The sequence below is a fragment of the Virgibacillus sp. 7505 genome, from assembly GCF_002272135.1.
GTDB lineage: Bacteria > Bacillota > Bacilli > Bacillales > Amphibacillaceae > Terribacillus.
The window spans coordinates 260010-274540 of record NZ_NPBF01000025.1; the positions used below are offsets into that span (position 1 = coordinate 260010).

15 protein-coding genes are annotated in these 14531 nt (G+C 44.1%); 12 read left to right on the forward strand and 3 right to left on the reverse strand.

The annotated features are described in order from the left end of the window. Positions 1–27 precede the first annotated feature (27 nt). Together CHH91_RS11040 and CHH91_RS11045 are read right to left on the reverse strand one after the other, a co-directional pair. On the reverse strand, positions 28–804 hold the full coding sequence (locus CHH91_RS11040; RefSeq protein WP_095223490.1) for a class I SAM-dependent methyltransferase: 777 nt from the start codon (positions 802–804) through the stop codon (positions 28–30). Positions 805–884: 80 nt separating this feature from the next. After that, positions 885–1292: a hypothetical protein gene (locus tag CHH91_RS11045; protein ID WP_095223491.1), complete on the reverse strand. Its 408-nt coding sequence runs from the start codon at positions 1290–1292 to the stop codon at positions 885–887. A 55-nt stretch (positions 1293–1347) separates the two neighbouring features. Between CHH91_RS11045 and CHH91_RS11050 the strand changes: the two genes are divergently transcribed. From CHH91_RS11050 to CHH91_RS11105, 12 genes are all read left to right on the forward strand, one after another. After that, the gene (locus CHH91_RS11050) at positions 1348–2103 is read left to right on the forward strand and encodes an AAA family ATPase (RefSeq protein ID WP_095223492.1); all 756 of its coding nucleotides are present in this window, start codon (positions 1348–1350) and stop codon (positions 2101–2103) included. A 75-nt stretch (positions 2104–2178) separates the two neighbouring features. Continuing rightward, positions 2179–2775: a YdeI/OmpD-associated family protein gene (locus CHH91_RS11055; protein WP_095223493.1), complete on the forward strand. Its 597-nt coding sequence runs from the start codon at positions 2179–2181 to the stop codon at positions 2773–2775. 38 nt (positions 2776–2813) lie between these two features. Then, complete coding sequence (locus tag CHH91_RS11060; RefSeq protein WP_095223494.1) at positions 2814–3254, forward strand: GNAT family N-acetyltransferase; 441 nt, start codon at positions 2814–2816, stop codon at positions 3252–3254. Between the two features lie 12 nt (positions 3255–3266). Further along, on the forward strand, positions 3267–3950 hold the full coding sequence (locus CHH91_RS11065; protein ID WP_095223495.1) for a type 1 glutamine amidotransferase: 684 nt from the start codon (positions 3267–3269) through the stop codon (positions 3948–3950). After that, positions 3951–4268, forward strand: coding sequence for a hypothetical protein (locus tag CHH91_RS11070; protein WP_095223496.1), 318 nt, complete (start codon positions 3951–3953; stop codon positions 4266–4268). It begins immediately after the preceding gene. A gap of 259 nt (positions 4269–4527) precedes the next feature. Next, a complete protein-coding gene (locus CHH91_RS11075) occupies positions 4528–5892 on the forward strand; it encodes an extracellular solute-binding protein (RefSeq protein WP_095223497.1) in 1365 nt (454 codons plus the stop codon). A gap of 72 nt (positions 5893–5964) precedes the next feature. Next, positions 5965–6822 (forward strand): carbohydrate ABC transporter permease, encoded by an 858-nt coding sequence (locus tag CHH91_RS11080; RefSeq protein ID WP_095223498.1) that lies wholly within the window; start codon positions 5965–5967, stop codon positions 6820–6822. Between the two features lie 16 nt (positions 6823–6838). Continuing rightward, positions 6839–7663, forward strand: coding sequence for a carbohydrate ABC transporter permease (locus CHH91_RS11085; RefSeq protein WP_095223499.1), 825 nt, complete (start codon positions 6839–6841; stop codon positions 7661–7663). 15 nt (positions 7664–7678) lie between these two features. Next, on the forward strand, positions 7679–10807 hold the full coding sequence (locus CHH91_RS11090; protein ID WP_095223616.1) for an alpha-mannosidase: 3129 nt from the start codon (positions 7679–7681) through the stop codon (positions 10805–10807). Between the two features lie 67 nt (positions 10808–10874). Further along, positions 10875–11315, forward strand: a complete 441-nt coding sequence (locus tag CHH91_RS11095) for an NUDIX hydrolase (protein ID WP_095223500.1) — start codon at positions 10875–10877, stop codon at positions 11313–11315. 96 nt (positions 11316–11411) lie between these two features. Continuing rightward, a complete protein-coding gene (locus CHH91_RS11100) occupies positions 11412–11828 on the forward strand; it encodes a MerR family transcriptional regulator (protein WP_176465761.1) in 417 nt (138 codons plus the stop codon). A gap of 147 nt (positions 11829–11975) precedes the next feature. Further along, a complete protein-coding gene (locus CHH91_RS11105; RefSeq protein ID WP_095223502.1) occupies positions 11976–12722 on the forward strand; it encodes a class I SAM-dependent methyltransferase in 747 nt (248 codons plus the stop codon). On the opposite strand, the gene pabB is transcribed toward CHH91_RS11105, so the two are convergent. Further along, positions 12719–14452 (reverse strand): aminodeoxychorismate synthase component I, encoded by a 1734-nt coding sequence (gene pabB, locus CHH91_RS11110; protein WP_095223503.1) that lies wholly within the window; start codon positions 14450–14452, stop codon positions 12719–12721. The genes CHH91_RS11105 and pabB overlap by 4 nt on opposite strands. Positions 14453–14531: the final 79 nt, after the last annotated feature.

A 14531-nucleotide genomic window follows, 5' to 3' on the forward strand; every position in this document is an offset into this window, starting at 1 on the left:
GCTAAGCAGTCAGTGCTTAGCTTTTTTTTATTTAACCGCCTTCCAAATCGTCCACCTATCTCTTTCCACAATATCCCTTTCCTCTGTGATACAATCGTCTATAAATAGAACCAACCTCTCCAGTTCATCATCCGTTAATGCATGAAGGATGCTTCTTCCCAGTCTGGCACGCAAATCAGCCAGCAATTTTTCTTTCGTTTCATGTACGTGACGAACTTCCCATAATGTATGTTTTTCTATTTCTCGAAATCCGGCAATTCTTAGATTTTCTATCACTTTATTTGAACCATGTCTTCTGCTGATTTCCATTTCTGCAAGTCTCGGAAAACTAGAGAAGAAATATCCTCTTATATGCTCAGGACTCCCTGGCAGCAAGCAATCCTCCGGCGTACGATCCTGGATGAGGAAGATACCACCAGGTCGCAATAAGCGGTGGGCTTCGGAAAAACAAGGCTGTAAATCCCGTAAATGATGAATCAGCGCACGCTCCAGAATAAGATCACTGCTAGCTTGTCTCAATCCTGTTTTCTGTGCATCACCCTTGTGGAATTGTACACCTTGCATACCATGACAATTCTCAAGCGCTGCTTCGAGCATGACTTCAGATGAATCAACGCCTGTTACAGATGGTATGCCTAATTCGACCAATGCTTTCATATAGATACCGCCTCCGCAGCCTATATCCAGGGCATGTTCTACTTGCTTATAATCCAATATTTTTTCCAATAGATTCATCCAGTTTGGATCTGCTTGTCTGGATGTGTAGGTATATTTATTAGTTTGTGCATGGAAATCCATAACTATCCCCGCCTACTAGTTTAATAGTATATAATTTCCATAACTACAACTACATCTCCTGCTGTGGAATAGTAAGGGTGAAATGATCACATATCCCAAGAATGGTAGCCATATGTGTACGTGAACAGAAAATAAAGGACTGCTAGCAGGGCCGCCAGCGGTATAGTGACGCCAAGGATATTGGAGCGTTTCCAGGGACCTTTTGGATCTTTATAACCTTTATACAGCAGAAATATCGATAGACCGATCATCGGTACAAACAGTAAATGACGGATATCTGCGACCCATTCATTATTCACGATCCAGTTGACATTAGGTGTTGTTGCTCCTTCATATGCTTTATCAATGCGCTCCTTCACAATAACAAACAGAGCACTGAGTACTAGATAGTAAATAATGAATAAACTTTTAACAGCTTTATTTAAATAGCGTGTGGATAGGATGACTGCTAGAAATAAGACAAGCAGTATAGCTAACAGAATATATTCCTGCATGATTTATGCTCCTTTCCTTTGTTGAACTGACTTCCATGAAGATAGGATTGATAATGTGAAATTAACTTCGACCAATCAATTTGTGAGACAAATGAGCCTGAAGGAAGAATCTGCAGCGCTTCCTAATCATTTCCCATTTACACTGCCGGTCATTCAAAAGTTAGGCAAACTTTCTTTCCATCCCAATGTTACGTATATCATTGGAGAAAATGGCATGGGGAAGTCGACCCTACTCGAGGCAATTGCAGTAGCGCTTGGTTTTAACCCAGAGGGCGGTTCAAGGAATTTTTCTTTCTCCAGTTTCGAATCACATTCTGATTTGCATGAACATATCCGGATAGTCCGTGGAGGGAACAGACCGCGGGACGGATACTTTTTCCGAGCAGAGACTTTCTATAATGTAGCTACTAATATTGAGGAAATGGATCGGGAGGGCCACGGGCAAAAAATCATTGATTCCTACGGTGGGAAATCCCTGCATGAGCAGTCCCATGGAGAAGCATTTTTTGCTGCATTCATGGAGCGCTTTTCCGGAAAAGGTTTATACATACTCGATGAGCCAGAGGCAGCTTTATCACCGATCCGCCAGCTATCGATGCTGGCTCGAATTGATGAGCTGGTGGAAGAGGGCTCACAGTTCATCATCTCCACTCATGCACCGCTGCTGATGGCTTATCCGGATGCAAAGATTCTTCAGCTTGATGCAGCGGGAGTTGAAGAGATCGGGCTTGAAGAGACGCAGCATTACAGCATTATGAAGCAGTTTTTCGAGGACAGAGGCAGGCTTCTGCACCATTTGTTCCAAAAATGATGGTGCAGTTAGAGAGAAAATTGAGCATAATTATCTATAGAGTATTTTGATTGAAATTGAGGAGGGGATTTCTGCATGACAAATACTAAAGAAAATCCTAAGGTGGATGTATTTATTAGTAAAGCTAAGCAGTGGAAAGATGAATTTATAAACCTGAGAGATATTATTCTTGATTGTGAGCTAACCGAAGATTTCAAGTGGAAGCACCCTTGTTACACGCTTGAAGGGAAAAATATCGTTTTAATACATGGATTTAAAGATTATTGTGCGCTGTTATTTCATAAAGGTGCTTTGTTAAAAGATGCTCAGGGGATCCTGATTCAGCAAACTGAGAATGTACAGGCAGCGCGTCAACTTCGGTTTAAAAGTGTTAAAGAAATAACGGAAATGAAAACTACCATAAAAGCCTATATCCAAGAAGCTATTGAAATCGAAAAAGCCGGTTTAAAAGTGGATTTAAAAGAGCACACAGAATACATAATTCCAGAAGAACTTCATAAAAAATTTGAAGAAGTCCCTGCTCTAAAAACTGCCTTTGAGGCTTTGACACCAGGACGGCAAAGAGCATATATATTTTATTTTTCTCAAGCTAAACAAAGCAAAACCCGTGAGGCAAGGGTTGAAAAATATATGCAGCAAATCCTTGATGGAAAGGGCTTGAATGATAAGTAGAAACTGAAAGAATAAGATTCCAAAGAAGAGGTGGCTTAATGACTATCATCAGAGCATCCATACAAGACGTAAAAGAAACAGCGATTCTTTTCGATCAATACCGCCAGTTTTACAAGCAAGTGCAAGATTTAATCGGGGCAGAAGCGTACATAACAGAAAGACTGGAGAAAGGTGATTCTGCCATTTTCCTCGCCAAGGATGGAGATGAATATGTCGGCTTTACGCAGCTATACCCTACTTTTTCTTCTATCGGAATGAAACGCGCGTGGATATTGAATGACTTGTATGTAGCGGAAAATGCTAGAAAACAAGGTGTTGGAGAAAAATTGCTTGATGTGGCGGAGGCATTTGCGAGGGAAACTGGTGCAGGGAGTATCGCGCTTAGTACAGCTCCTGACAATGAGAAGGCACAACGTCTTTATGAAAGAAAAGGATACGAGCGGGATAAGCAGTTTTATCATTATGAGTTGGGCTTGTAGAGGAGGAAGAGAATGGTTATCGACGTTCTGCAGCACGTTCCGTTTGAGGATCTTGCTGCTATAAAGGATTGGGGAGAGTCGCGTGGCCATGGCTTCCGTGTTCATCATCTCTATGAAAAAGCAGTTCTTCCTGAGGCCAAGGATATATCATTGCTAATTATACTTGGCGGACCTATGAGTGCCAATGATACAGATCACTGGATAGAAGATGAGCGCACGTTGATCTGTCAGCTGATAGACCTACAAAAGCCTGTTTTCGGTATTTGTCTCGGTGCTCAGCAAATTGCGAAGGCATTAGGAGCCACTGTGTTTCAGGGGGAGCAAAAGGAAGTAGGATGGCACCCAATTCAGACTGTAACAACTCTATTTCCCTTCGTCCCAGAGAAAATGACCGTTTTTCATTGGCATGGGGAACAATTCTCGTTACCTGACGGTGCCACGCGCCTTTTCGGAAATGAAGTGTGCGAGAACCAGGGCTTTATATACAGAGATAACGTTATGGGCCTGCAATTCCATTTTGAAACGACTAGAGAAAGCATGGAAAAATTGATAATGCATGATAAGGATTATTTAGATGATGGAGTGTTCGTCCAAAGCGAGGAAGTAATGAAAGCGGCGGAGCTTCCAGCAAAAAATGTTGATGTGCTTAAGCAACTGCTTGATCACTTGGTGCATACTTCATGTGAGGCTGTCTAAATGGAATGCAGCTGTCAAAGAACTACACATATCCTTTTCGAGGCAGATTTTGCCGAAGCAGTCTGGTGTGCTGATTGCAAATGGAATCTGGACCTGGATGATCTTCCGGTGTCAGGGACTTTGAAGCAGGACATAGAAAGCTGGGCGGAGGGGTACGGAGAGTGGCTGGATTGGGAAGGTGAAAAACTTATATCTGATGCAGTAAAAACAGAAGAAGATTTCAACAATGCAGGCAGGTTATTGTTTGTTTTATTACAGCAGGAACTTCCTGGTTTTACTATATCCTACAAGCCTTCTCGATTAAGTTCCATGTACTAGTAAAAAGCTGTCAGCCATAATGGCTGACAGCTTTTTTATTGAAGTTCTGATCCACCCTTCTTCTTTGTGCTTTTCAATGTCAAGATAGCCCACTACCTGGGTTTAAGAATTCAATATTTATTTTCGTGTGAATAAGGAGGAAAGGAGGGCATATAATCCGTTATAGGTGTCAGGTTAAAACCTGGCTTTTCTTTTACGAATTAAATGTATGCGCTTTCATAACTAAGTTCTAAGCAAGAATCAGAAGGAGGAGTTGTAGATGTGGAAGAGTGCTAAAGGTATATGTTTGTTGATGCTTATTCTCATTCTGGTCACGATGGCAGCATGCTCCAGCAATACGGATTCAGCGGATGGGAAGAAAGAATTGACTGTCGTTTATCGGTCACCTGGATCAGTAGATTCACTGAAGAAATTCTTCGACTCAGGCGTCGTGGATGAATTCGAAAAAGAGCATCCGGATATTGATGTGAAGATAGCACCTATTACAGCAAGTGAAGGAGATTATTTCTCAAAAGTTGCCTTGCAGATGAAATCGGAAGAAACAGCACCGGATGTTGTATCGGAGGATACCTTCATGCTGAATTCCGATGCAAATGCCGGGTATCTTGATCCTTTGGATGATCGTATCGCTGAATGGGAGGAATGGGATTACATCATAGAAAATCTGAAATCCGGTGTAACAGCGGAAGATGGCAAGGTGTATGGAGTGCCGTCGACTTCCGACTCACGCGGACTTTGGTACAGCAAGGAACTATTCAAGGAAGCAGGTCTTCCTGTTCCTTGGGAGCCGAAAAATTGGAATGAAGTCCTGGATGCAGCTATAACGATCAAAGAGAAGACAGACGGAGTGACACCGCTATTCATGCAAGTCGGAAAAGCCAATGGCGAGGCAGTTTCCATGCAGACGCTGGAGATGCTGTTATATGGAACAGGCGACACACTTTATGACGATTCCGATAAAAAATGGATAGTGGATAGTCCAGGTTTGCTAGATTCGTTCCGCTTCATTGAACAGGTATACAACACAGAAAAAGTTGGCCCTGACTTCTCTGTGGTCATGAGCGGTCAATCCGGAAACGTGGCTTTCCAGCAGTTATTCCCGCAAAAGAAGCTGGCAATAGCACTGGATGGCAGCTGGAATGCCCGCAACTGGGCAGAGAACGGAGCAGCTCCAATTGAAAATGTCGAGGAGAAAATCGGGTTTGCACCGATGCCGACGCAAAATGGCCAGGAGCCAGGGGCAATTACGATGAGTGGAGGCTGGGCTTGGGCCATTCCATCTAAAGCAGATATGAAGGAAGAAGCATGGGAATTCATTCAATTCCTGATGGAAAAAGACAACAGCATCAATCGTTCGCTGACAGACGGGAACTTGAACACTCGTACAGATGCTGTCGAAGTAGAAGAGTATGTGAACCGTCCGTATGCCAAAGAGGCACAGGCATACCTGGAAAATGCGCAATTCAGACCGGCAAATGATAAATATCCAGCAGTGTCCACGCAGCTGCAGACAGTAGTCGAAGCAGTGGCAACAGGCAAGCTGACTCCGGAAGATGCCGTGCAGCAATATAAAGCTGGAGTAGAACGAGTGGTGGGCAAAGAAAATACGAAGGTGGCTGAATAGGAAACCATCCCATCAGGGGTGCTGGAATATCCAGCCCCCTCTGATTGGGCGGGAGAAAGGTGACGAATATGTATGCATAGAAAAGCGATACTTTTTTTGTCTCCGTCGTGGATTCTTCTATTATTGTTTTTCATAACTCCGATGTTACTGACTTTCGGCTTTGCTTTTACGAATTTGTCACTTACAGGGACCGATGCAGCCAACATTCAATTTATCGGATTCCAAAATTTCGCCAATATGTTCCAAGATCCTGAATTTCGAATAAGCGTGTTCCGGACGCTTATTTTCTTACTTTTCTCTGCCGTAATCGGACAGGTTGTCTTAGGATTGATCCTTGCATTGTTAATGAAGGAGAAGCGACGCGGCTTTCGCCGATTCATCGGTGTGATCGTGATTGCTGGCTGGGTGACACCAGAGATTGTCGTAGCTTTTTGCTGGGTAGCTTTCCTGAGTGATGCGGGAACGTTTAATGCGATCCTGCAAGGCATAGGATTTGAGCCAATCACCTGGTTATTCACCTTCCCGATGGTAAGTGTCATCATCGCAAACATTTGGCATGGTACTGCCTTTTCAATGATGGTTTTCCAAGCGGCATTGGACGATGTGCCAAAATCGGTGCAAGAGGCTGCAGTCATAGACGGTGCATCCCGCTGGCAAATATTTTTCCGTGTGACGCTGCCAATTGTCAAAGGCTCGATTGTAACCAATATGATGCTGGTAACCTTGCAGACGCTCGGCGTCTTTACGTTGATCTACACGATGACAGGAGGGGGACCAGGCAATGCTACACAGATTCTGCCGATATTCATGTACAATCAAGCATTTGTAAATTACCAATTCGGATATGGTACTGCCATTTCTCTCGTATTGCTTGTTATCGGGACGATAGCCAGTCTGCTGTACATGCGTTTTATGAAAGTAAAACTATAAGGAGGAGGGATGCAGAATGAAGGTATCGAAAAAAGAATTAGTAATCCACTATCTGGCGCTGATCTTCTTAGCTATCTGCTTCTTACTGCCTTTTTTGTGGCTCGTATTCGCTTCCTTCGATCAGCAGGCAACCCAAGCAATCAAGCTGCCGGAGAAATGGACGCTGGATAACTTTACGGCCATTCTGTCAGATCCAAGTAATATCCGGTCTTTTGCGATTGGTTTGTTCATCTCGCTTGGGCAGGCAACGATTGTCGTGATTGTTGCTGGATTGGCTGCTTATCCGCTTTCTCGGTACAGGCTGCGTTACAAGCGTTCATTCCTTCTTACTATCTTATTCATGACGTCTTTACCGATCACGGCAGTTATGGTGCCAGTCTATCAGCTGTTCCTCTTCCTGAACATCCAGGATTCCATTTTTTTCACGACGATCTTCCTAGCAGCATCAGGTCTGCCTTATGCTATCTGGATGATGAAGAATTTCATGGATGCGGTGCCGATTGAACTGGAGGAATCTGCATGGGTGGATGGTGCATCGGTGCTGACGAGCATGCGCAAAGTGGTTGGGCCGTTAATGCTGCCGGGAATCTTCACCATTGCAATCTTCACATTTACAGGCAGCTGGGGAAACTTCTTTGTTCCTTATATTTTGCTGCAGACACAGGAAAAACTTCCGGCGTCAGTGACACTGTACCAGTTTTTCGGAAACTACGGCATTATCGAGTACGGCAAATTAGCAGCGTTCTCCATGCTGTACACGATGCCGTCTATTATTCTTTATATCTTTGCACAAAAATACATGTCCAAGGGTTTCAGTCTCGGCGGAGCATCCAAGGGCTAAAGGAGTGTAAGTATGTTGAGTTTGAAAGAACGACAGCTGGAAAGAAGAATAGAAGAATTGGAGAAATACCGATATCGTGATCCGCGTGATTTGCAGCATTTTCTAGCATTGGAGGATCGAGAGAAAAAGGTGGCACCTAATGTTCCTGGTTTGGACGAATTTAAGGAGAAGCTGCATGTAGGTGACCATTGGAAAGGCCGGGATCGTTATCTTTGGCTGGCTAAGGAAATTTCTCTTCCTGAGGAGTGGTCAGGAAAGCAGGTTGTGGGTGTATTTGATTTTGGCAAGACTGGCGGTGGAGGAAATTCAGGCTTTGAATCACAGTGCTATGTGAACAATGTCCAGTATCAAGCAGTGGACTCCAATCATCAGGAGCTTTTCTTTGAGGACGACTGGCATGGAGATTCTATCTACTTGGCATTTCGTCTCTGGTCCGGCTTGGAAGGAGGCGGCAAAAGGGTTGAGCAGGAGCATCAAATAAAACGGGCTGAGCTAGCCATTTTCGAGGAGCAAACGGATGATTTGTATTATACGGCCTTTGCCATTCTTGAAACGATCCGTGTACTAGACGAAAATGCTGCAGAGCGGGTTCAGCTCTTGTCGCTGTTAGACCAAACTATCCGGTTAATTGATTGGAGCTCCCCTGGAAGTGAAACATTCTATCATTCTATTTATGAAGCAAACGACTATCTCCAAAAAGAATTGGATGGTCTTGACAGCGATTCCCCACTAACGATTCGCTGTATCGGGCACACCCATATTGATGTAGCGTGGCTGTGGCGTTTGAAACATACAAGGGAAAAAGCTGGCCGTTCCTTTTCGACAGTTCTGCGTCTGATGGAAAAATATCCCGACTATAAATTTCTCCAAACACAGCCGCAGCTCTATAGCTATGTAAAGCAAGACTTCCCGGAACTGTACGCCCAGATAAAAGAAAGAATCGCTGATGGTCAGTGGGAAGTGGACGGTGCGATGTGGCTGGAAGCAGACTGTAACTTGCCTTCTGGTGAATCACTGGTGCGTCAGATCCTTCAGGGTGCTAAGTTCATCCAAGAGGAATTCGGAAAAGATGTGAACTACCTCTGGCTGCCGGATGTGTTCGGTTATTCCTGGGCATTGCCTCAGATTCTCAGCAAGGCAGGAATCAATACATTCCTGACGTCCAAGATCAGCTGGAACCAATTCAATCGGATGCCAAATGATACATTTACATGGCGGGGATTAGATGGAAGTGAAGTATTGACCCAATTTATCACGACACCAGATCCATCACCTCGTGAAAATACGTGGTTCGCCACTTATAATGGTCAAATCCTGCCAGATACCGTAACAGGTACATGGGATAACTATAAAAATAAAGCACTCACGAAGGAACTGCTATTGTCCTATGGCTACGGAGATGGCGGTGGCGGAGTGAACAGAACGATGCTTGAGATGAGGAGAAGGCTGGACCGTATGCCGGGACTGCCTAATGTTAAAACAGGCGATGTTAAGAGTTATTTTGAATCATTGCATGATCAGACCCAGAATACATCAGAGTTCATGCCAGTCTGGGATGGAGAGCTTTACCTGGAATATCACCGCGGTACGTACACGAGCCAGGCCTATAATAAAAAAATGAACCGCAGGATGGAGCTTAAGCTGCGTGAAACGGAGTTCCTCCATGTGTGGAAAGCGATCCAGACAGAAGACTTTTTGAAGTATCCTTCTCTAACATTGGAAGAGGTATGGCGGACGGTATTGCGTAATCAGTTCCACGATATTATTCCGGGATCTTCCATTCGGGAAGTGTATGAAGATAGTGAGAAGGAATACAAGGATGGATATGCAAAGCTTCAATCTCTGCAGAAAGATGCCGCGGATGATTTGATTACAGATAAAAAGCATACATGGAGTATTGTCAATTCCTCATCCTGGGAATTGGATGGTATCGTTAAGATAGAGACCGAGGATGAAGGTGTGTGGGAGGATGAAAATGGCAAGGCTTTGGTGGCACAAAAACACAAAGCTGGATGGTTTGTCGATGTGCCAGCTGTTCCGGGGACGGGAAGTAAACAGGTTCATTTAAGAACCGACAAAAAAGTTCCAGAACCAGAAAATGAATGGTTCGAACTGAACAATCGGGAGCTTGTGACACCATTTTATGAAGCCAGCTTTAATGAATATGGCCAGCTTCAGTCGCTATACGATAGAAAAGCGAAGCGTCATGTGCTAGCTGAGTCAGAGAATGGAAATGTGTTTCAGGTGTTTGAGGATAAGCCGCTGGATTACGATGCTTGGGATATCGATCTATTTTATCAGGAGAAAAAGAAGGAAATCACGAACCTGCTTGATTTTACGTTGAAGGAAGCGGGACCACTGCAGCTTGTGATAGAAGCAAGCTGGCAGTACGGCAGTTCGATTATTCATCAGGATATTATCTTCTATCGCAATCGGAAAGTAATAGATTTTAAGACAGAGGTAGATTGGCATGAGCGGCAGCAATTATTGAAAACAGCCTTTCCTGTCCGAATTCGAGCAACAGAAGCAACTTATGATATCCAATACGGCAACGTCAAACGGCCGACACATTGGAATACGTCCTGGGATATAGCCAGGTTCGAATCTGTCGCTCATCAATGGGTCGATTTCTCGGAGCAAAATTATGGCGTCAGTCTGCTTAACGATTGCAAGTATGGACACGATATCAAAGATCATACCATTCGCTTGTCATTGATCAAATCGGCGATCGCGCCAGATATCGAACAAGATCAAGGGCGACATCAATTTACGTATTCTCTGTATCCCCATGAGAAAGGATGGGTAGAGGCGAATACGGTACAGGAGGCATGGAAGCTGAATCAGCCTTTCCAGGTTTACAGCGGAGTAAATGACAAAGACGGAGCAAAACTATTTTCTATAGATAATCCGAATGTACAGCTGGATGCCGTTAAGAAAGCTGAAGATGATGACGACATCATCATCCGTCTGCATGAATACACGGGCGGCACACAGCAGGTGGCAATACAGCCAGAGTTCGAATATAGCTTCTGGGAGGAATGTGATTTGAGGGAAAGAAACTTATACCAAAGCCCTCAGGAAGGGAGTATAGAATTATCCTTCACTCCATATGAAATAAAGACAATACGTATATCCAAATCATGAGAAAAGCCCCTTGTGGGCTTTTCTTTTTACTGTATACTTTCGTGTACGGAAGCAAAGGGGGATACGTATGCGAGCGTTTGGCAATAAGGTATTAGGAAAACATTATGTGGAGAGACGAGCTGTTTACGGAATACTGTACGACCCATCCCGAAAAATAGGTGTGATTCGGTTAAAAAATGACCACTTGTTAATGTTGCCTGGAGGAGGAATAGAGAACGGCGAGAACGAATTAGAATGTCTGGAAAGAGAAATGCTTGAGGAAACCGGCTACACAATTAACAAGCCGGCTTTTTTATGTCAAGGGACTCAATATTTCAAGTCTGGAGATGGCAGCCAATATATACAAAATATAGGGAGTTTCTACAGCTGTTCACTGGGCGTAAAGAAGAGTGGACCAATGGAAGAGGATCATGAATTGATTTGGCTGACCCCTGAAGAAGCAGCAAGCAGATTATTTCATCAGCACCAAGCCTGGTCTGTACGGCAATACCTCAGATTACTAGATTAAACCTTGATCAGCTTATCTGTGCTTTGGATTCTAACTTTCCTATAGTATACTTTAGGAAAGTGTTTCCATTTATACATAAAGCAAGGGGGGATGGATTTGTCTGAAAAAGAAATGCAGTATACGGCAAAGGATTTGGCTGCTTCATTGGATGTGACAACCTCGACGCTGCGAAGATGGGCGATTGCATTGGAAAGTGCACATTATCCATTTCAGCGGAATGAAAAAGGGCAGCGGATCTATGCAGAACAGGATATCACTACATTTGAAGAGCTAAAGAAATTACTTGGAGAAAAAATGACTTTTGCAGATGCAATCCAGAAGCTGACCGGGCATACCGAAACGAAGGAGAAAAAAACGGAAACAGAGAAAATAATGAACGTAACTGTAGAGGATGTGGAGAAGCTTGTCTCACGTGCAGTGAAAAAAGCAGTAAAGAAAGAACGGGAAAAGCTGTTCAAACAGATGAAAAAGCAGATGAAAAAAGAGATGGAGAAGCTAAAAGAGAAGAATTAATTAGATCACATAGGTGATCTTTTTTATTACCTTAAAGAAGGTACGCCTCAATCTAAATGATACAAAAGTCAGAATTATAAGTCTAGTATTTTTTTTATTTGATGCCAAAATGAAATAGTATTCGATTATAGATTAGGAGGCGTTAGGATGAAGCAGAATATTTATGACAATGAAGTATTTTTTGAGAATTACAAAGCTTTGCGGGAAGATCCGGTGAATTACAATGAACTCCTAGAGCAGCCAGAGATAAAACGAATGCTGCCTGACTTGAAGGGCATGCGTGTCCTGGATATTGGCTGTGGCATGGGTGATTTAGCTAAGTATTGTGTGGAGCAGGGAGCTGAGCATGTAACAGCCATTGATCCATCCAGCAAAATGCTGCAGGAGGCAAGAACAAGGAATAGTCATCCTTCAATCGAATATGTTCAAACAGCATTAGAGGATGCAGTAATGACAATAGATAGTTACGATATTGCTGTCAGTTCGCTTGTCATGCATTATGTTGCAGACTACGAAGCAGTCATCCAGTCCATCCATGACGCTTTGAAGGAAGACGGTATTTTGTTGTTCTCCACCGAGCATCCAATCGTGACTGCCAGAAAAGAAGGAAACAAATGGAGTACGGATGCAGAAGGGAACCGGATTCATTTCGCAGTAGACAACTATCAGGAGCAAGGGCGACGTGAAGCGAAATGGTATGTGGATGGAGTCGTTTATTATCATCGGTCGATTGCTGCGCTATGCAATGGCCTGATACAAAATGGTTTCAGTCTCGAAGAAATAACCGAGCCAATGCCAAGTGAAAAGGCAATTGCTCAGCTGCCGCGGATAGAGCATGAGCTTCGCCGGCCTTCCTTCATTATTTTGAAAGCGAGAAAAACAGCCCGTCCTTAATGGACGGGCTCCATTTCTACCCAGCCACGAACGCTGTTGATCAGCCAGATACGAGAAGCAGTTTGAAGATCAGATCTCGTCAAGACAGCTTCTTGAATCGTTCCTTTTTCCACTAATTCTTCCCGCAACGTACCTGGCAGCAGACCGCTGGCAACAGGAGGCGTCAATAGTTTGCCTTCCTGCTCGATGACAAGATTGCCAATCGTGAATTCGGTCAGTTCACCAGCTTCATTCCAAAGCAGCGTATCGAACACGTCAGGCTTGTCTATCTTGTAATCTTCATACACTTTACGATAAGTTGTCTTGTGATAATAATATCGATTGGTCTTGTCTATTGGTGTCGCAGCCAAAGCAAATCTCTGTTTATTTTCCATCAATGCTGGCATTTCACTGTAGGAAAGCTCAAGCTCTCCGTTCGAATCAGCTAAAAGACGCACCCGGTGTGATGCTCCCGAGTGCTTGATTTGATGTTGGTGCAGGAGCTTTCGGACAGCTGCTTCTTCAATCGGGATGCTGAAATAATCTGCTGACTGCAGCAGACGGCGAATATGTCTATTTTCCAGCGTAAAACGACCATTTGAATATGCGATTGTTTCCAGCAGCTTGAAATCTGGAAGCTGCTCCTGCAGCACAGAGGATTTGGCAATAGCTTCCTCATACTCACCCTCAGCAGTCGAATCCCAGGTGATACCGCCGCCGACACTATAGGTAGCTTGTTTCTCTGATTTGGAGATGATTGCAGTACGGATCGGCACATTGAAAACAGCTTCACCACCGGGCTCAATATAGCCAATAGCACCACAATAGACCTCGCGTGGTTCCGGTTCTAGGTCCGAAATAACTTTCATTGTGCTCGCCTTCGGGGCGCCTGTGATTGAGCCGCACGGGAAGAGGGCGCGCATGATATCGGTTATTGTTGTACCTGGGACAGTTTCTGCTTCCACAGTCGAGGTCATCTGATATACTGTCGGGTATTTTTCAATAGTATATAAAGCTGGAACACGTACTGTACCAAGCTTTGCAACCCGGCTGATATCATTACGAAGCAAATCTACAATCATGACATTCTCAGCGCGGTCCTTTACAGATGCAGCTAGAATTTCCCGCTGTTCAAGGTCCTGTGCGTACGTAAGCCCGCGTTTGATCGTACCTTTCATCGGCTTTGTGATGATGCGCTCTCCATCCCAGCGGAAAAATAGTTCAGGAGAAGCAGATAGAATGGCAGCATCCTCCCAAGCAAGATAGGCAGTGTAATCAGCACACTGCGCCCGCTGCATTTGGCGGAAAAGAGCAGCAGGATCACCTGCAAATGCTGTGCGCAGACGCATCGTAAAATTCGTCTGATATGTATTGCCTGCAGCGATTTCCTCTTTTATTTTCTGGATAGCTTGTTCATATGCTTTTTTGGGGATTGCCGGCTGCCAATTGAGCTTATTTGGTACTTCATCTATTGATTCGGGCTGTTCATGATGAAAGGCTTTGTAAATACCGAATTGTAAAAGGGGCAGCTTTGAATCTGGAACAGTAATATAGCTTGGATCAAATGCTCCAGCGGCTTCATAGGAAAGGTAACCGGCAGCATAATATCCCTTCTCTGTATATGCTTGCACCTGCTCCAGGCAGGGAATGACTTCATCTATTGAGTGTGCAGACAGCAATGTATGCTGCTCTGTAAAGCGCCGATGCTGTGTCTGTCCCTTTGCATCAGCAAAATTGAAATAAGCGTACATGGAACATCTCCTTTCTGGCTTTTCTAGTATCTCATATGGTGAATTAACCGAATAGCTTATTGGAATAGAGTAATTATTG

Excerpts from the sequence above, each read along its gene's own strand:
- CHH91_RS11105 (WP_095223502.1), top strand. The coding sequence starts at position 11,976 with ATGAAGCAGAATATTTATGACAATGAAGTATTTTTTGAGAATTACAAA.
- CHH91_RS11065 (WP_095223495.1), top strand. The coding sequence starts at position 3,267 with ATGGTTATCGACGTTCTGCAGCACGTTCCGTTTGAGGATCTTGCTGCT.
- CHH91_RS11060 (WP_095223494.1), top strand. The coding sequence starts at position 2,814 with ATGACTATCATCAGAGCATCCATACAAGACGTAAAAGAAACAGCGATT.
- CHH91_RS11070 (WP_095223496.1), top strand. The coding sequence starts at position 3,951 with ATGGAATGCAGCTGTCAAAGAACTACACATATCCTTTTCGAGGCAGAT.
- CHH91_RS11055 (WP_095223493.1), top strand. The coding sequence starts at position 2,179 with ATGACAAATACTAAAGAAAATCCTAAGGTGGATGTATTTATTAGTAAA.
- CHH91_RS11080 (WP_095223498.1), top strand. The coding sequence starts at position 5,965 with ATGCATAGAAAAGCGATACTTTTTTTGTCTCCGTCGTGGATTCTTCTA.
- CHH91_RS11095 (WP_095223500.1), top strand. The coding sequence starts at position 10,875 with ATGCGAGCGTTTGGCAATAAGGTATTAGGAAAACATTATGTGGAGAGA.
- pabB (WP_095223503.1), bottom strand. The coding sequence starts at position 14,452 with ATGTACGCTTATTTCAATTTTGCTGATGCAAAGGGACAGACACAGCAT.
- CHH91_RS11075 (WP_095223497.1), top strand. The coding sequence starts at position 4,528 with ATGTGGAAGAGTGCTAAAGGTATATGTTTGTTGATGCTTATTCTCATT.
- CHH91_RS11045 (WP_095223491.1), bottom strand. The coding sequence starts at position 1,292 with ATGCAGGAATATATTCTGTTAGCTATACTGCTTGTCTTATTTCTAGCA.
- CHH91_RS11085 (WP_095223499.1), top strand. The coding sequence starts at position 6,839 with ATGAAGGTATCGAAAAAAGAATTAGTAATCCACTATCTGGCGCTGATC.